The 15,673-nt window shown below is 50.1% G+C and carries 12 protein-coding genes; 8 read left to right on the forward strand and 4 right to left on the reverse strand.

The features are described 5' to 3' along the window. Positions 1 to 90 precede the first annotated feature (90 nt). The gene (locus tag HFP08_RS01750) at positions 91 to 1,101 is read left to right on the forward strand and encodes a response regulator (RefSeq protein ID WP_168118781.1); all 1,011 of its coding nucleotides are present in this window, start codon (positions 91 to 93) and stop codon (positions 1,099 to 1,101) included. Positions 1,102 to 1,119: 18 nt separating this feature from the next. Here the strand turns inward: HFP08_RS01750 and HFP08_RS01755 are convergent, their stop codons facing one another. Beyond that, the gene (locus HFP08_RS01755) at positions 1,120 to 2,067 is read right to left on the reverse strand and encodes a helix-turn-helix domain-containing protein (protein ID WP_168118782.1); all 948 of its coding nucleotides are present in this window, start codon (positions 2,065 to 2,067) and stop codon (positions 1,120 to 1,122) included. A 179-nt stretch (positions 2,068 to 2,246) separates the two neighbouring features. On the opposite strand from HFP08_RS01755, the gene HFP08_RS01760 reads away from it, so the two are divergent. The 3 genes from HFP08_RS01760 (at position 2,247) to HFP08_RS01770 (ending at position 5,112) form a co-directional block, all read left to right on the forward strand. Beyond that, positions 2,247 to 2,975: a ThuA domain-containing protein gene (locus tag HFP08_RS01760; protein ID WP_168118783.1), complete on the forward strand. Its 729-nt coding sequence runs from the start codon at positions 2,247 to 2,249 to the stop codon at positions 2,973 to 2,975. A gap of 5 nt (positions 2,976 to 2,980) precedes the next feature. Beyond that, positions 2,981 to 4,024, forward strand: coding sequence for a Gfo/Idh/MocA family protein (locus HFP08_RS01765; RefSeq protein WP_168118784.1), 1,044 nt, complete (start codon positions 2,981 to 2,983; stop codon positions 4,022 to 4,024). A 200-nt stretch (positions 4,025 to 4,224) separates the two neighbouring features. Further along, positions 4,225 to 5,112, forward strand: coding sequence for an Rpn family recombination-promoting nuclease/putative transposase (locus tag HFP08_RS01770; RefSeq protein WP_168118785.1), 888 nt, complete (start codon positions 4,225 to 4,227; stop codon positions 5,110 to 5,112). A 134-nt stretch (positions 5,113 to 5,246) separates the two neighbouring features. Here HFP08_RS01770 and HFP08_RS01775 read toward each other — a convergent pair whose 3' ends face one another. Both HFP08_RS01775 and HFP08_RS01780 read right to left on the reverse strand, forming a co-directional pair. Continuing rightward, positions 5,247 to 7,016 (reverse strand): sensor histidine kinase, encoded by a 1,770-nt coding sequence (locus tag HFP08_RS01775; RefSeq protein WP_168118786.1) that lies wholly within the window; start codon positions 7,014 to 7,016, stop codon positions 5,247 to 5,249. Continuing rightward, positions 7,013 to 7,750, reverse strand: coding sequence for a response regulator transcription factor (locus tag HFP08_RS01780; protein WP_168118787.1), 738 nt, complete (start codon positions 7,748 to 7,750; stop codon positions 7,013 to 7,015). Before HFP08_RS01780 ends, HFP08_RS01775 begins: the two co-directional genes overlap by 4 nt. Positions 7,751 to 7,957: 207 nt before the next feature. Between HFP08_RS01780 and HFP08_RS01785 the strand changes: the two genes are divergently transcribed. The 4 genes from HFP08_RS01785 to HFP08_RS01800 are packed head-to-tail and all read left to right on the forward strand — an operon-like array spanning position 7,958 to position 12,702. After that, entirely contained in the window at positions 7,958 to 9,307 is a 1,350-nt protein-coding gene (locus HFP08_RS01785; protein WP_168118788.1) for an ABC transporter substrate-binding protein, read from the forward strand. 13 nt (positions 9,308 to 9,320) lie between these two features. Beyond that, positions 9,321 to 10,196, forward strand: coding sequence for a carbohydrate ABC transporter permease (locus HFP08_RS01790; RefSeq protein WP_168118789.1), 876 nt, complete (start codon positions 9,321 to 9,323; stop codon positions 10,194 to 10,196). Between the two features lies 1 nt (position 10,197). Then, the gene (locus tag HFP08_RS01795) at positions 10,198 to 11,040 is read left to right on the forward strand and encodes a carbohydrate ABC transporter permease (RefSeq protein WP_168118790.1); all 843 of its coding nucleotides are present in this window, start codon (positions 10,198 to 10,200) and stop codon (positions 11,038 to 11,040) included. A 45-nt stretch (positions 11,041 to 11,085) separates the two neighbouring features. Beyond that, complete coding sequence (locus HFP08_RS01800) at positions 11,086 to 12,702, forward strand: sulfatase family protein (protein ID WP_168118791.1); 1,617 nt, start codon at positions 11,086 to 11,088, stop codon at positions 12,700 to 12,702. Between the two features lie 474 nt (positions 12,703 to 13,176). On the opposite strand, the gene HFP08_RS01805 is transcribed toward HFP08_RS01800, so the two are convergent. After that, on the reverse strand, positions 13,177 to 15,480 hold the full coding sequence (locus HFP08_RS01805) for a helix-turn-helix domain-containing protein (protein WP_168118792.1): 2,304 nt from the start codon (positions 15,478 to 15,480) through the stop codon (positions 13,177 to 13,179). Positions 15,481 to 15,673: the final 193 nt, after the last annotated feature.

Below are 15,673 nucleotides of genomic sequence, written 5' to 3' on the forward strand. Positions count from 1 at the left end.
CTTTCATGAACTAGCCTGCCCAGGCCCGTCCATGTATAATGGAGCGAAATGAATGGCATGATTATGCCGTCCTGCAGAGGAGTGATTTCAATGTTCAACGTGGTGATCGTTGACGACGAGCACCTTGTTCTGAACTTGATGAACATGATTGTCGGCCGAAATGCAGGCTTCTCCATCGTAGGTTCGTTCACCGACCCGCACGAGGCGCTGAAGCGGATTCCGGAGCTGCGGCCTGACATCCTGTTCCTGGATATCGAGATGCCTTTGATGAACGGAATGGAACTCGCTCGATTGGTAAGGGAACGTTTCGATCGCGGCATGATCGTGTTCACGACGGCCCACATGCAATATGCGCTTGAAGCCTTCGACGTGGAAGCGATCGATTATGTGTTGAAGCCTGTCTCAGACGAGGTGCTTGAGCGAATAAGGAAACGGTTGTTGAAGCGCATTGCCGCGCAAGAAGCCGCTCCTGATCGAGGAGAGTCGACGATTCGCTGCTTCGGAGGCTTCGAGGTTCGCGGGGAGGACGGAAAGCTTGTCCGCTTTCCGACTCGCAAGACCGAAGAACTGCTTGCTTATCTGCTTTGCCATCCTGATCAGAACAACGGCAAGTGGCGCTTGGCAGAGCTGCTGTGGCCTGAAATGGATGGCGAACGCGCGATTCATAATCTGCATAGTACGATGCACAGGCTCAAGAAAACGCTGAAAAATTCCGGCATCAAGCTTGAAATCAACAAGTCTACCGAGGGATATGTGCTGGAAACGGGACAAATCTCCTATGATTTGTTGGCTTTTGAGCAAGCGAAGAGCAACATTGTCGAAGCCTCGATTGATTGGGAACGCGGCGATTGGTTATTCACTCAGTATCGAGGACCGCTATATGACGAGAAGCCTTATCTATGGAAGCTTCCGCCGGAAGAGAAATTTCGTCGTATGTTTGAACGCATAGCGGCCGAGCTGGTTCGCAGAGATCTGCTTAACGAAGAGCCTGACAGAGCGGAGAGGCGTTTGCAGGAGTGCAGATCTGTCGAACCGCTCCATATCGAGCTTCATGAACGACTGGCCGACTTAATTGCAGAATTCGGTTATAAGCGCAGTTAAGCGCATTGAAAGCATATACTAATTTTGATGCGCTTCACGAAGGCGCCCCTTGAACTGTTTCGGCGAGCAATCATTGTATCGGCGGAACATGTTATAGAAGTGCCCTAGATTAGAAAAGCCGACGGCTTCGGCGATTTCGGAGATGCTCATGTCCCGGGTCAGCAGAAGCTGCTCGGCTTTCTTTATTCTCTTGTAAGCGATAAATTCGGTGAAGCTCATGCCGATTGTATTCTTGAACGTTTTGATGAAATGGGTATAGCTCATGTTCACGAGAGAACATACGTCGTCAACGGTCAGCTTGGTCGACAGCAGGGATTCGATATGATCGACGGCAGGCTGCAGACGCTCATACATGCGATTGTCATTATAATTAAGAAGCTTCCGGGTATCATGTCTGAGCAGCAGCAGCAGGATGCTCTTGATTCGCGAAGAGACGGCAAGATCATAACCGATCGGAACATTGTTCATATCGTTGAAAATTTCTCGAATCAGATCCGCTGTTTGCTTTTGGACGCCCTCGTTCGATCGATAGACATAATTCATCGAGCTGAGCGGCCGATTGACCTCGGAGAAATGCTGCATGCTGCTTAGCGTGCTGCCGTCCCAGTGCTTGCGCAAATCGATCTGGAAGACGATGTACTTGAGCGTTCCCGGATACGCGTGCAGGGTATAATGAGGCTCTAAGGCTCCGAAGATCGCGACATCGCCTTTCCGAATGTCGAACTGGCTCTCCGGACAATAACAGGTCAGCCCGCCTTCAACAATTAGCAGGAACTCGACCTCTTCATGATAATGCCAATGAGGCTTCAGCTTTGCTGAAGCGATGTATTCTTGAAAGCGTGCATGAGCTTCCGCATTGCTCAGCGAATTTCTTGGCGGTTCGATTTGCCAGATGCGTATGGCCAGATTCGGATTCTGATACAGTACCTGCTCATGGCGCATGTCGGGGTACATATTCGGATACATCCCCGTCCCTCCATTGCTAGTGAGTTCGCGACAGGATCGCGTAAGGATATCTTAGCATATCTGAATGTTATCGGATATGAATAACAGAATACCGTACAAAATTCGCTCTATTCGCAATCGATTGAATACGCTTTCTGATCTACAATGATGGAAATACGAGAAACAAAGGAGACAAGGCAATGAGCAAAGCGATTAATGTAACCGTCTGGAACGAATTCCGTCATGAGAAAAAGAATGAGAAGGTGGCATCCGTCTATCCGGATGGCATGCATGCGGCGATTGCTGCGGGCCTCGACATCGAAGGAACGATTCGCACGGCAACCCTGGACGAGCCTGAGCATGGCTTGACCGAAGAGGTGCTGAACGACACGGATGTTCTCATCTGGTGGGGGCATATGGCGCATGGCGATGTAGAGGACGAGATCGTTGAGCGCGTGCGGCAGCGCGTGCTTCACGGCATGGGCTTGATTGTGCTTCATTCCGGTCATTTCTCGAAAATTTTCAAAAAGCTTATGGGCACGTCATGTGATTTGAAATGGCGCGAAGCCGATGAGAAGGAACGCATTTGGGTCGTGAACCCGGGCCATCCGATCGTGGACGGCATCGGCGAATACATCGAGCTCGAGGCCGAGGAAATGTACGGCGAGCATTTCGATATTCCGCAGCCGGACGAGCTTGTGATGGTAAGCTGGTTCGAAGGCGGAGAAGTATTCCGCAGCGGAGCCTGCTTCACGCGCGGCATGGGCAAGATCTTCTATTTCCGCCCCGGGCATGAGACCTATCCAACCTATTATAACCCGCAAATTCGCAAAGTGATCTCGAATGCGGCGAAATGGGCTGCGCCGGTTGACCGCGACTATCCGAAATACGGCAACGCCAAGCCGCTTGAGACGATAAAGGGGAAATAAATGCAATGACAAAGCTTAGAGTAGGCGTAGCGGGTACGGGAAACATCTTCAAACATGCGCATCTGCCGGGCTGGCTGTCGCTCCGGGAGGAACTCGAGCTCGTCGCGTTCTGCGATGCGCATCGGCCTTCCGCGGAAGCAACTGCGAAGGATTTCCCGAATGCCAAAGTATATGAGAATTATCATGATATGCTGGCGGATGAGTCGATTGACATCATCGGCATCAGCACGCCGAATCTGTTTCATTCCGAAATCGCAATAGCCGCGCTGCAAGCCGGCAAGCATGTATTCTGCGAGAAGCCGGATGCAATCAATCCGATCGAAGCGCAGAAGATGGCGGATGTGGCGAAGGCCAGTGGAAAGCTGCTCATGACGATGCGCAACAATCGGTTCAGCGAGGAAGCGCGTTACGCGAAGAAGATCATCGGTGAGGGAGCCATGGGCGAGCTGTACATGGGGCGCTGCGGCTGGGTTCGTCGCAGAGGCATTCCCGGACGCGGAGGCTGGTTCACGACGAAGGAGCTCTCCGGCGGGGGACCGCTGATCGATCTCGGCGTCCACATGATCGACATGGCAATGTGGCTGGCGGGTAATCCTAAGCCGGTCACGGTATCGGGCTCGACCTATCGCAAGTTCGCCGATCGTCCGCTTGCAGACGGATCGATTCCAAGCGGAACGTTCAATGTAGAGGATCTTGCGGCTGGCTTTATCCGGTTCGACAACGGCGCCTCGCTACAGATCGAATTCAGCTGGGCGTCCAATGTTGAGAAGGAGCAGAAGTTCATCGAATGGAGAGGAACCGAGGGAGGCTTCGGCATTGTAAACGACAAGCTGTCGATCTTCACCGAGGATGCCGGCGTTCTGATTGATCAGAAGCCGCAATTTTCTCCTTCGCAAACGGCGCAGCATACGGCGAATATTCAGCATTTTGTCGCTTGCGTGCAAGGCAAGGAAACGCCGATTATCACGCCGGAGCATGGCGTCGATATGATCAAGATTCTGTGCTCGATCTATGAATCGGCCGAGCGTGGACATGAGATTCTATTGTAGAAGAAAGAATAGGCTGAGCCCCTTCGATTATGGGCTCAGCTTTTCATTGCAGATAAGCGATACATTATGGTATATTGAGCCTAATTGGATGAAGCACATCCTTTCCGTTTAAGCGGGAGGGTGTGCTTTTTTTGTGTTCGCGCGGATGGACGGGGAGGATTCATAGTTGCTTCATGCAAAAAAAGGGGGGTACGTGTATAATGGAAGCAGGAACATTGAAGAGTGCAAATCAAAAACAAAGGATGAAGCCAAAGAATGATTTTATCTTCCAAAAGCTGTTTGGGGAAGAGGAATCGAAAGAAAGCCTGATCAGCCTGCTGAATGCTATTCTGGGTCTGGAAGGCGAGAAGCGTATTCGCAACTTAAAGGTGAAGGGGAATAAACAGTTAGCCAAAAAGATGGTCGACGACAAGACGGGGCGTCTGGATATTTCGGCGGAGTCAGATGATCAAGTTCAATACGATATTGAGATGCAACTGACGGATCAACGCAACATGGCGCGGCGATCCTTATTCTATTTGAGCAAGATGTATATTGGTTCCGTCAAGCCGGGGGATGATTACAGTCAACTGAGGCGAACGGTAACAATCAATTTATTGGACTTTCAGCTATTTAAAGAACGCGAGGCATTTCATACGACATTTCACTTGTATGACGATCGGGATAAGAGTCTATTGCTGACCGATGCATTCGAGGTTCACTTTCTGGAACTTCCCAAGTTTGAGCGTATGATGAAGGACATTAACAATCCATTGCACCGGTGGCTGATGTATTTGGACGAACGGCTTTCGGAGCATCAATTAAAGGAGTTGATCGAGATGGATGCTAACATTAAGAAAACCGAGGAACTGCTGCTTCGGCTTAGCAGTGATGAAGAGACTTACAGATTGTATGAGGCTCGGGAGCATTCTTTGATGGAGCGCAATAGCTTGATTGCTGATGGAGTGGCAAAAGGGATCGAGAAAGGAAAACAAGAAGTCATTAAAAACATGTTGAAGGAAGGGGTAGATGTGGAGCTTATCGCCAAAGTAACCGGTTTATCTATAGAAGAGATTCGGAAGACGAGAGACATGCAAGAGGAGACTTGATGCGAAACCCTTTCATCCGAGTGAGTTTTGTTTAGGCGTCAATGAAAAATAGCAGCATGCATGGGTGCTCATGCGTGCTGCTATTTTTATGGATATAGCTCAATGAATGGCGTAGTAGATGAGCGCATGAGGAATCATTCAAGCGGAATTCGAATCGAGATGACGGTTCCCCAGCCGGGCTTGCTGAGCACGCGCATCAAGTCGGATTGTCCGTACGTGAGCTCAAGCCGCTTGCAGATGTTGCTGAGTCCGATATGCTCCCCGCTTTCCTGCTCTTCTTTTATTTTCTCCCGTACGCTCTTCAGCTTCGCAAAGCTCATGCCGATGCCGTTGTCGATTACGGAGATGCTCATATGATGCTCTTTCTTTAATATTTTAATCTTGATGCAGCAATGTCTGCCGCTTTCCTTGATGCCGTGATAGATGCTGTTTTCGATGAGAGGCTGGAATAGAAATTTCAGCACGCCGTACGCGTGCACCTCTTCGTCATAATCGAAATAGATGTCGAACATTTTCTTATATCGCATTTTCTGAATACGAATATAGTTTTGCGTGACGCTCAGTTCCTTCTCCATCGGCATGACCTCGCTTCCGGGGTCTAGGGAATACTTCAAGATATCCGACAAATCGCCGATCATATGATTAGCTTCGTTCGGCTTCCCCGTGAAGGACAATACTTTCCAGTAGAGCGTCTCCAGCGTATTGAATAGAAAATGGGGGTTGATTTGGTTCTGCAGTGCAATGAGCTCCGCAGTCTTTAATTTATATTGATTGCTGATATTCTCCACGGTCAAATTTTTCTGGGCGATGAAATTGTTCAAGATGCGCTGGATAATAAAGCTGTATTCATCATATCCCTCTTGCTGCGGAACGCTGTGTACGGGCTCGTCCGTTTCGTTGGCTTTGATCAAGGTGATGATGTTCCGGATATGACGGATATTCTTTCTCGTGAGATAGTACGTAAGCATCAGTCCCAGAACGAACGATAAGCTCACAAACCCGATAATGAGCCGCGTCAAGGTAGACGATAACTGAAAGGTCGATGTCTGCGGAATGTAAGAAATGAAATGCAGATTCAATTCGTTCGACGTCCAGTGGAAGGCGAAATAGGAGCGATTTCCCATTTGAACGATTTTGGCTTCCTCTCCCTTTTGCTCGCCGCCGATGGCAAGCGAAGCCTTCAGCACGGAAGGATCCGGAGCGAAAGCTTTGTCGCTGTTGAACATAATCCGGGACTGGTTGTCCAGCACGAGCAAATGCTGGTCGTTATAGTGAAGGTAGGTATTCAGCATTTCCTCGATATAGCTGTTATAGAGATTGAGCACGATTACGCCGTTCTGCTTGCCGTTGAAGGAGTAAATGCCGCTGTACAGGGTTGTCACGTCAATGGGCGCTTCGAAAGTGTAGCGATTGATTTTTCTTGTTTCGATCGCCACTTCCTCTGTCAGTTCGCCGGATTTGTATTTGTCATACCACTGTGTATCGGGAAAGTTGTCGATTCGCGATAGTCCCTCGTAGCTCGAGAAGAAATTGCCCTCCTTGTTGTTCATATACAGATAGACGGACTGAATATACGGCTTGGTCAAAACAGGCGCGTTTATGGTATGCTCGATCATGCTGATCAGCTTGCTGTTCTCGTAGGAGATGCCGTTTGAAGATAGAATTTGGCCTACATTATAAATAATGTCCGGATTCGTGAAGCTGATATTGAGATGATCCAGCTCGTTATAAATAACGGAGATGTCGCGTTCCAATTGATAGAACATCTGCATATGATTACGCGCCATTTCTTCCTTGAGATAAACTCTGGCCACGTAAATCGACAGTGTTCCGAGAATCAGAATGGGAATCATAATCGGAATGAGAAACAATAACAGATTTTTGATGAAGAAGGTTCTTCTCATTCGCTTGGCGCTCCCGATTGCTTGTATTCACGCGGCGTAACGCCGTAAAATTTTTTGAAGGTTCGAGTGAAGTTTTTGGCGTTGCTGTAGCCGACCATTTCGCTGACCTCATAGGTTTTGTACCGGATATCTGCGAGAAGCTCCACGGCCTTGCGCATCTTGGCGCGGAGCACGTAATCGGAGAAGTTCTCGCCGGTTTTTTCCTTGAAATAGCTGCTTAAATAGTAAGGATTGAGATGAACATGATTTGCGGCTTTCTCCAGCGTCACATCTTGATAATGCTGGTTCACGAACAGCTTAACGGCGCGGATAACGGAGCCGTGGTCCGATTCTATCTTACGCTCCGATCCGCCTTTCTTCTCATCAAGCTCCAGCTTCAAGCTGGAGAAAATGGCATACAGCTCTTCATATTTTGTAGGCTTGACGATGTAATTATTCACATTGAAGATGATGGCTTGCTTGGCATATTCGAAGTCCTTGTGTCCCGTCAAGAAGAGAAGGGCGGTCTCGGATTTCTCCCGATGCAAGCGCTCGGCAAGCTCAATGCCGGTCATGATCGGCATGCGGATATCGCAGAGAGCGACATCCACGGGATGCGTTAATAGATAGTCGAGCGCAGCCTTGCCATTGTCGAAGGTGCGCACGACTTCATACCCCAGCTCATGCCAGGGAAAGAAGCGGGACAGGCCGTTGCGGATTTCTTCTTCGTCGTCAATGATAATTAAGGTATGCATGAGTTGATCCCTCCATCGTTAGTATAATCAAAGTGTAAGCGCTTTGGTCTATTTCTTAAGATTTAATCCCTATTTCCCAAGAAATGATACATATTGATGAAAATGTTGAAACCATGAGCCCTATTTCTAAAGCTTACTGCCTATAACGGCGAAGGCATTCATCGTTATAATCGAGGCAAGGCGTTAATCAAAGGAGGCAATAAAGAGATGAAGAGGACAAGCTTCACGAAAAAGGGTCTTATTCCGGTATTTATTCTAATGCTCGTATGGATGACTGCATGCAGCAACGGCGGAGGCAACAACAATGGATCCGCAAACGGCGATAACGACAGCGGCAACAGCGGCGGAGAAAAAGAGGTGTCGCTGCGGTTCTCCTGGTGGGGAGGCGAAGACCGCCATGTCGCGACCTTGAAGGCGATCGATCTCTACATGGAACAGAATCCGAATGTGCATATCGAGGCTGAATATGGCGGCTTCGATGGGTATCAGCAGAAGCTGTCCACGCAATTCGCGGGCGGAACGGCTCCCGATCTGGTGCAGCTGGCGACGAATTTTGCCGCGGATTACAAAAATATGCTGCTTGACTTCGATACGGTCAAGGATCAGATCGACACATCGAAGTTTCAGGATTCCTTCCTGGAGAATTACGCTTCCATTGACGGGATGTGGCTCGGTATGCCGATGGGCGTCAACGGGTCGACGATTATCTATAACAAGGACTTTCTGAAGGAATTCAACATTCCTGAGGATACCGTCTGGAACTGGGATAATCTTGTGACGGTCGGCGAGCAGGTTCAGTCGCAGGATGCCGAATCCTATCTGCTCAATATGGATCTGGATCAAATGTACCGGTTACTTCTGCAGCCTTATGTGAACCAGCGCACGGGCAATCAATGGATCAACGATGATTTCACGACGGGCTTCGACGAGGCAGCCTTGACGGATGCTTTCACGTATATCAAAACCTTGCTGGATAAAGGCATTATTCAGCCGTTCCAGCAATCAAGCTTGTATCAAGGCGAGCCTTGGCTGAATCCGAAATGGCTGCAAGGCGATATGGGCATGCTCTTCGCGCTTGCTTCCAATATCAGCGCGGTCCAGACCGACGATATTGAGCTTGGCGTCGCCCGTTCCCCAATCGCAGAGGATGCCAAAACCTCATCCGTTCTCATTACGGCAACGGCCTTGGTTGGCGTGAACAAGGATTCGGAGCATATTGACGAAGCGGTGAAATTCGCGAATTGGCTTGTTACCGATGAAGAAGCGGCGAAGATTCTCGGTACGGTTCGCAGTGTTCCGCCGGTTCAAGCGAACAGCGATATTCTGACGCAGGAGGGCTCGCTTGACGCGAATGTAGCCAAGGCTGTCGAGCTGGCATTAAGCGATGCCGGCAATCCTGTCAATGTACCGAGCAATGACGTCGAGCTGGGAAGCGTGGCGAAATCCTATCTGGAGCGCGTTGGCTTCGGAGCCGATACGCCTGAGGTGGCGGCGAAAGCGATGATGAAGGAATACGCGGATCTGCTCGATGATCTGAAAGCGGCAGCCGCAAAGTAAAGGAGTGCGACAAATGAGACACAAATACATCGGGTTTGCCTACATTTCTCCGTGGCTCATTGGCTTTTTCGGATTGACGTTGTTTCCGTTTTTCGCTTCTCTCTACTACTCTTTCACCGATTATTCGATGATTGACGCCGCTCGCTTCATTGGGCTGGACAACTACGAGAAGCTGTTCACGGATGACAACAAGTTTGTGCAATCGCTCAAGGTCACCTGGACCTATGTGCTGTTCTCTGTTCCACTGAAGATGATCCTCGCGCTCATGATCGCAATGCTTCTGAACGTCAAGATGCGCGGCATCTACTTCTACCGCACGGTCTACTACCTGCCCTCGATCTTCGGGGGCAGCGTTGCCGTCGCCGTTCTATGGAAGTTTCTGTTCATGCGGAACGGCCTTGTGAACGAAGCGCTCGCGAAATTATCGATTGGGCCGGTGGATTGGCTTGGCAGTCCTCATCTGGCGTTATATACGATCGGCCTGCTGCCTGTTTGGGAATTCGGCTCGGCGATGGTGCTGTTTCTGGCAGCCTTGAAAAATATTCCGAAGGATTTGTACGAATCTGCGAAAGTGGACGGCGCATCGAAGGCGAAAAGCTTTTTCTACGTTACGCTTCCGTTCCTGACGCCCATTATTCTGTTTAACTTAATCATGTCCATTATCAATTCCTTTCAGCAATTTACGCCGGCGCTTGTCATTACGAACGGCGGTCCGCTGCAATCCACTTATTTGTATGGCTTGATGCTGTACGACAACGCATTCCAATTTTTCAAGATGGGCTATGCGTCCGCGCAGTCCTGGGTATTGTTCATTATGATAACGGCCCTTGCGTTCGCGATCTTCCGATCTTCGCGCTATTGGGTTCACTATGAAGACGGAGGCAGATAAGATGAGAGAGCATTCCAGAGCACGCATCGCGTTTACCTATCTCTTTCTGTCCATCGTCGGCGTCGGCTTTATTTATCCGCTGATTTGGCTGTTCTTCTCCTCTTTCAAGCCGAATCAGGAAATATTCGAATCGATTGGTTTAATCCCGTCTACCTTTGTAGGGGATGCTTATTCAAAAGGCTGGAACGGGCTGGGCAAGGTGAATTTCGGCGACTTCTTCCTGAATACCTTCATACTGGTTATCCCGACCGTCTTGATGACGGCGATTTCCAGCATGGCGGTTGGCTATGGCTTTGCGCGCTTTCAGTTTCCGCTGAAATCGTTCTTGTTCAGCATCCTGCTCGCAACGCTCATGCTGCCGGAAGCGGTCGTCATTATTCCTCGCTATATTTTGTTCCGGGAATTAGGCTGGCTCAACACGTATATGCCTTTCTATGTTCCGGCGATACTGGCCGTTAACGCATTCTTTGTCTTCCTGCTCGTTCAATTCATACGCGGGCTGCCGCGCGATCTGGACGAGGCCGCGATTGTCGACGGCTGCAATTCGTTTCAGATTTTAGTGAAAATTATCGTTCCTTTGGCAGTGCCTGCGCTAGTGTCTGTATGTATCTTCCAGTTCATCTGGCGCTGGAACGATTTCTTCGAAGCGTTGATCTTCATCAACAGCGTGACCAAATATCCGATATCGCTTGGCCTTCGAATGACTCTGGATGCGGAGGGGGCCGTGAACTGGAATTCGGTTATGGCAATGACGGTTCTGTCGATCCTGCCTTGCATAGCCGTCTTCTTCGCCGCTCAGCGGTATTTCGTCGAAGGTATTGCGACGACGGGAATAAAGGGCTAGGGAATATGCAAACCCGCTTGGGGGCCAAGGAAAGGAGAGCTGTTTATGAGAGAGAAGCCGAATAACGAAAAGCCGAATATCGTTCTGATGTTCACCGATCAGCAACGCTGGGATACATTGCGAGTATACGGCAATGCGCTCATTCATACGCCTAATCTCGATCGCCTGGCGCTTGAAGGCGCTATATTCGACAATGCGACTACTCCATGTCCATTATGCGCTCCTGCGAGGGCTTGCACAATGACCGGATTGGCCGCCGGCAGGACGGGCGTGTTCGACAACGAGTCTGCACCCGCCGTTGACGAGGGCGATTCGCTGGCTATGCGTTTGCGCGAGCAAGGCTACTATACGCAGGCAATCGGCAAGATGCACTTTACACCGCAGGGGCAAACCTACGGAATGGACGGGTTGACGTTATCCGAGGAGATGCGCGGCGTGAGGACAGCGGGAACGGCGGAAGAGGTTGAGTTCGATGATTATGACCGCTTCCTGATGAAGCGGGGCGTGTGGGGCTGGGAGAAGCCGCCGGAAATCGGCTACAACGAGCTCAAGCCGCTCGTGAACGGCTTGCCGAAGGAATGCCATATTACGCAGTGGTGCGGCGATCGAACGGTCGAATGGTTGGAGAACGAGCGTCCGAAGGATCAGCCGTTCTTTCTCTGGACGTCGTTCGTCAAGCCGCATGCGCCCTTCGACTGCCCGCAACACTTGATCGACCTCTATGATCCTGCGAAGATGCCGAAGCCTTGGCGTACGGGGGAGGAAGGTCAAGAGGATAATCCCCTCCTCCAGGAATACCGGGACGCAATGGAAGAGGAGTTATACTCCGAAGCGGCGATCGCGAAGAACAAGGCGTATTATTATGCCAATATTACCTTCATAGACGAGCAGGTCGGCCGTATTATGCGAGCGTTGAAGGAACAGGGGCTGGAGAAGAACACGCTGGTCGTCTTCACCTCCGATCATGGCGAATTGCTCGGCGATCACCGTCTGTGGTACAAGAAGCTTGGCTACGAGGGCAGCGTGCATATCCCGCTGCTTGCGAAATGGCCGGGGCGCATCGAGCCGGGAACAAGATGCGGCGAAGTCGCTTCGCTGCTCGATTTGTTCCCCACCTTCGTGAACGCAGCAGATGGGAGCATGCCTGAGCGAGCCATGCCGGGCGTCGATCTGATGGATCTGCTGTCGGGCAAGAAGACACGTGAAGCGGTCTGTTCTGAATTCTATGTCGCGCCGAATTATCTGCTTCATGTGAGGAGCCGGGAATGGAAGTATCTGTTCTATCAGAACGGCGGGTTTGAATCGCTGTTTCATCTGGGCGAGGATCCGCATGAGCTGAACGATTTGGCTGGAGATCCGCACTATGCGGAGGTGAAGGAAGCGCTGAAGTCGGCCGCCGAACAGTGGATTCGCGAGCATAGCGACCCGGAGCTGGCTCTCGGAGGGGATGGGAAGCTGAAGTCGCTGCCGTATCAAGGTAAGGCTGCGAGCTCGAATCCGTCTGGCAATCCCCGTCCCTTCTCCAGAATGCCATGGGACTCCAGGGTACCTCCATCAACATTGCCGATGGAGAAGCGTTCCTGGTTCTGGAGGGCCGTCGACGGAGACTGGAGCACGGTCTTGAATAGAATTGGCGGAACGAATGAGACGCAAAAGGAATAGAAGATCAAGAAATTGCAGAAGTAGTAGAAGGAATTGCAGAAGAAGGAATAGCAGATACAGAATAAGCGGGAATTCCGCAATTGGAATTCCGGCTTATTCTGTATGTGATTTAAGCAAAAAAATAGTAGCAAAACCCCTAACCGTCGCCGGCGCTCTAACGAATACTGATAACGTTAAATCTCCTCTATCGCATGAACTAAAAATCTAACGAAGATCTATATCCTTATTTATCATTTTTGGGCGATAGAGACGCCTTTTCTCATACAATAGAGTTATCAATATTCGTTAGATTCAGGAAATGGCATATTTCGAGAAAATAGCGGTGTGAGTCTTCGTAAGAATAATCCATCGACAGCAATCAGCAGCAAAAACGAACTTTACAGCGGTTAGCGTTGTCTATATTAATGATCCCGTTCCCTTAATAGAGCACAGTACCGTTAGATTTGATTGGGCCAGTGATGCAGTTGCTATTGTTCACCGCTGATGCAGCTCGCGGTACTGACCCGGGGTCACGCCCTCGGTTTTCTTGAAATAGCGGTTGAAGCTCCTTACGTTCTGATAGCCGACATTAACGGCGATGTCGGAGCATTGGCGGTCGGATTCGACCAGCCACGTCTTGGCCACATGCAGACGATGCTTCGCGAGATAATCGCTGAAGGTATGGCCCGTTTCCTTGCGGAATACCCGGCTTACATAGCCCGGATGATAATGGAGCTTCTCCGCGCAGGTCTCCAGCTTCAGATCGGTGGCGAATTCCTCGTGAATCATCTCCAGAATCGCATTGGAGATGCTGCGGTACAACGATTCCCGGTGGGCCTCAATATGGGCGACGAGCGGCTCGATAATTGTATGCTTGAACCAGCCCGCAATATCGGGTATGCTGCTCTGTTCTTGAAGCTGATCAATTAACGTACGCTTGCCGGATACGTATCCCGAAATATCCGCATTCGAATCCATAGCAAGCTTGATCAGCTCCGACAGCAGCCTCATGAGATGAATCTGATATTCCTGATGACTCATTGGAGCTTTGTAGATATGCTGGAGCAGTTCTCCAAGCTTCTCATCGATTTGCTTCATGTCCCCCAGCTTGATCGCGTCGAGCAATTCTGCCTCCAGACGGTTCGGGAAGTCGATTCTCTGGCTCTGATGCGGCCTGACCTCTTCATAATACAAGATGGCTTGATCCTCGAACCGTACCCGATAATTAAGAGCTTCCCTGCCCTCCGCGTAAGCCTCCGGCGCTTGAATAAGCTTGTCGAAGACGGAGCTGATGCCAATGCTGATTTTCAGTTTCAAATAGGTAAGAGCGGCCTTCTGCAGCTCTTCCGCATAGTGATAGGCAAGCCGCCCGAATTCCTCCTCATGCCCATTCGCCGCGCCCAGTAAGGTCACTTGATTCACATTCATGACAAGCGGAGCCATGCGGCCGCTCTTCGGAATAATTTCTTCGGCTATATTATTAATCGCGAACAACAATAAGTCCCGATCATGCTCGGCATAATGCGTGTTCTCCAGCGTTTCAATCTGCACGACCAATACGCAGAAGAAATGCCAATTCCCTGCTTGGCTGCTATACGCGATATGATGCGATATTTCGTTCTCTGTCAGTTCTCCCAGAAACAGCTTCATTTGATAGAATTCGCTTAATTGTCGATCCTGCGTCTCGATCCGGGAAGACATGCGATTCTGCGATTGAATCAGATGCCGGAATCGTTCATGGATGGTCTGGAATTCATCCCGGCGGGCGCGATGGCCTCCCATATTGCCGGAGATCGTGTCGAACAACAGGCGAATGGGCGAATACATCTTCCTTGAAGCCTGCAGGGCGAAGAGACCCATGACCAGGATGATCAACGCGCATAGAACGATGGTGTAGTAGCCGATTAATCGGGAATCCTTCGTAATCGCTTCAATAGATACGATGGATAGATAAGTCCAGCCGGTGTATTCCGAAGTCCGATAAGTAAGGCTGACGTTCCATCCGTTCTTGTCTACGGTGAAGCCGCCTTCCGGCTGTGTCAGCCGCCCCTTCGCTGTCTCGAGAATTTCCTCCATTTTGCTTTCGCTATAGGTGACATCCGTATGCGACATCACTTGCTTTTTTTCGTCCAGAATGATTACATCCCCGGTTTTGGTGGATGCGTCCAGGATGTTGCCAAGTTCGGCAGTCGATATGGACAGGAGCATTAAACCAGCCGGCTCCATAGTGAACACGGGCAGCTTCTTGACGAGCGTAATGGTATTTCGATTCAGTAGAGTCGCGGGTCGCTGCAATTGCTCCCAAGCACTGGTCATCGAGTTCTCCTGATAAGACCAATAGGAAGCTCGCGGATCGCTCGTGAATCCCGCGAACAGGGATTGAGTATCGACTTGGTAGGAGGTGGGAAAGCTGTAGCTGTCCGACAGCAGCCATCTGTTCGCCAGACTGACAATGGACCAGCCCTGAACGCCAAGGTCGAAGGACTGCAAATAGTTCATTCGATCATTAAGCTGATCCACCTTCTCATAATCATCCGTGGAGAGAGCGCCCTTCATCATCTCGTTGATCAAGGGCGATTGAATTTGATTGAGCGCAAGATGATCGATCATCTTCAGCGTATTTTCGACGCGCATCTGCGTCTGGTACAAATTTTGACGATTACCTATCGTCACCTTCTCTTGAAGAGCATGCGAGGCGGTCAAGTAAGCGGCGAATCCGAGAATGATGACCGGCAGCGTCACAAGCAGGATATGAACCCCCATTAATTGGGTGAAATAAGAAGCTTTTGCTTTGCGCATGCCGTTCCTCCGATCCTGTTTTCTCTAGTAATGATTTATTATAGTTCACTTCCCGAGGGACAGTCGATTCACTATAGGCAACATTATGAATCGTTACACAGTGAAATTGCTGAAAATCTCGAAAGTAGCTTGCGGTGAATCGACATGCACAGCTGCTCTGGACTAGAATCTGAACCGTGGTCGAATCACAAAT

Origin of the sequence: Paenibacillus sp. HB172176 (assembly GCF_011947265.1) — a bacterium.
Lineage (GTDB): Bacteria > Bacillota > Bacilli > Paenibacillales > Paenibacillaceae > Pristimantibacillus.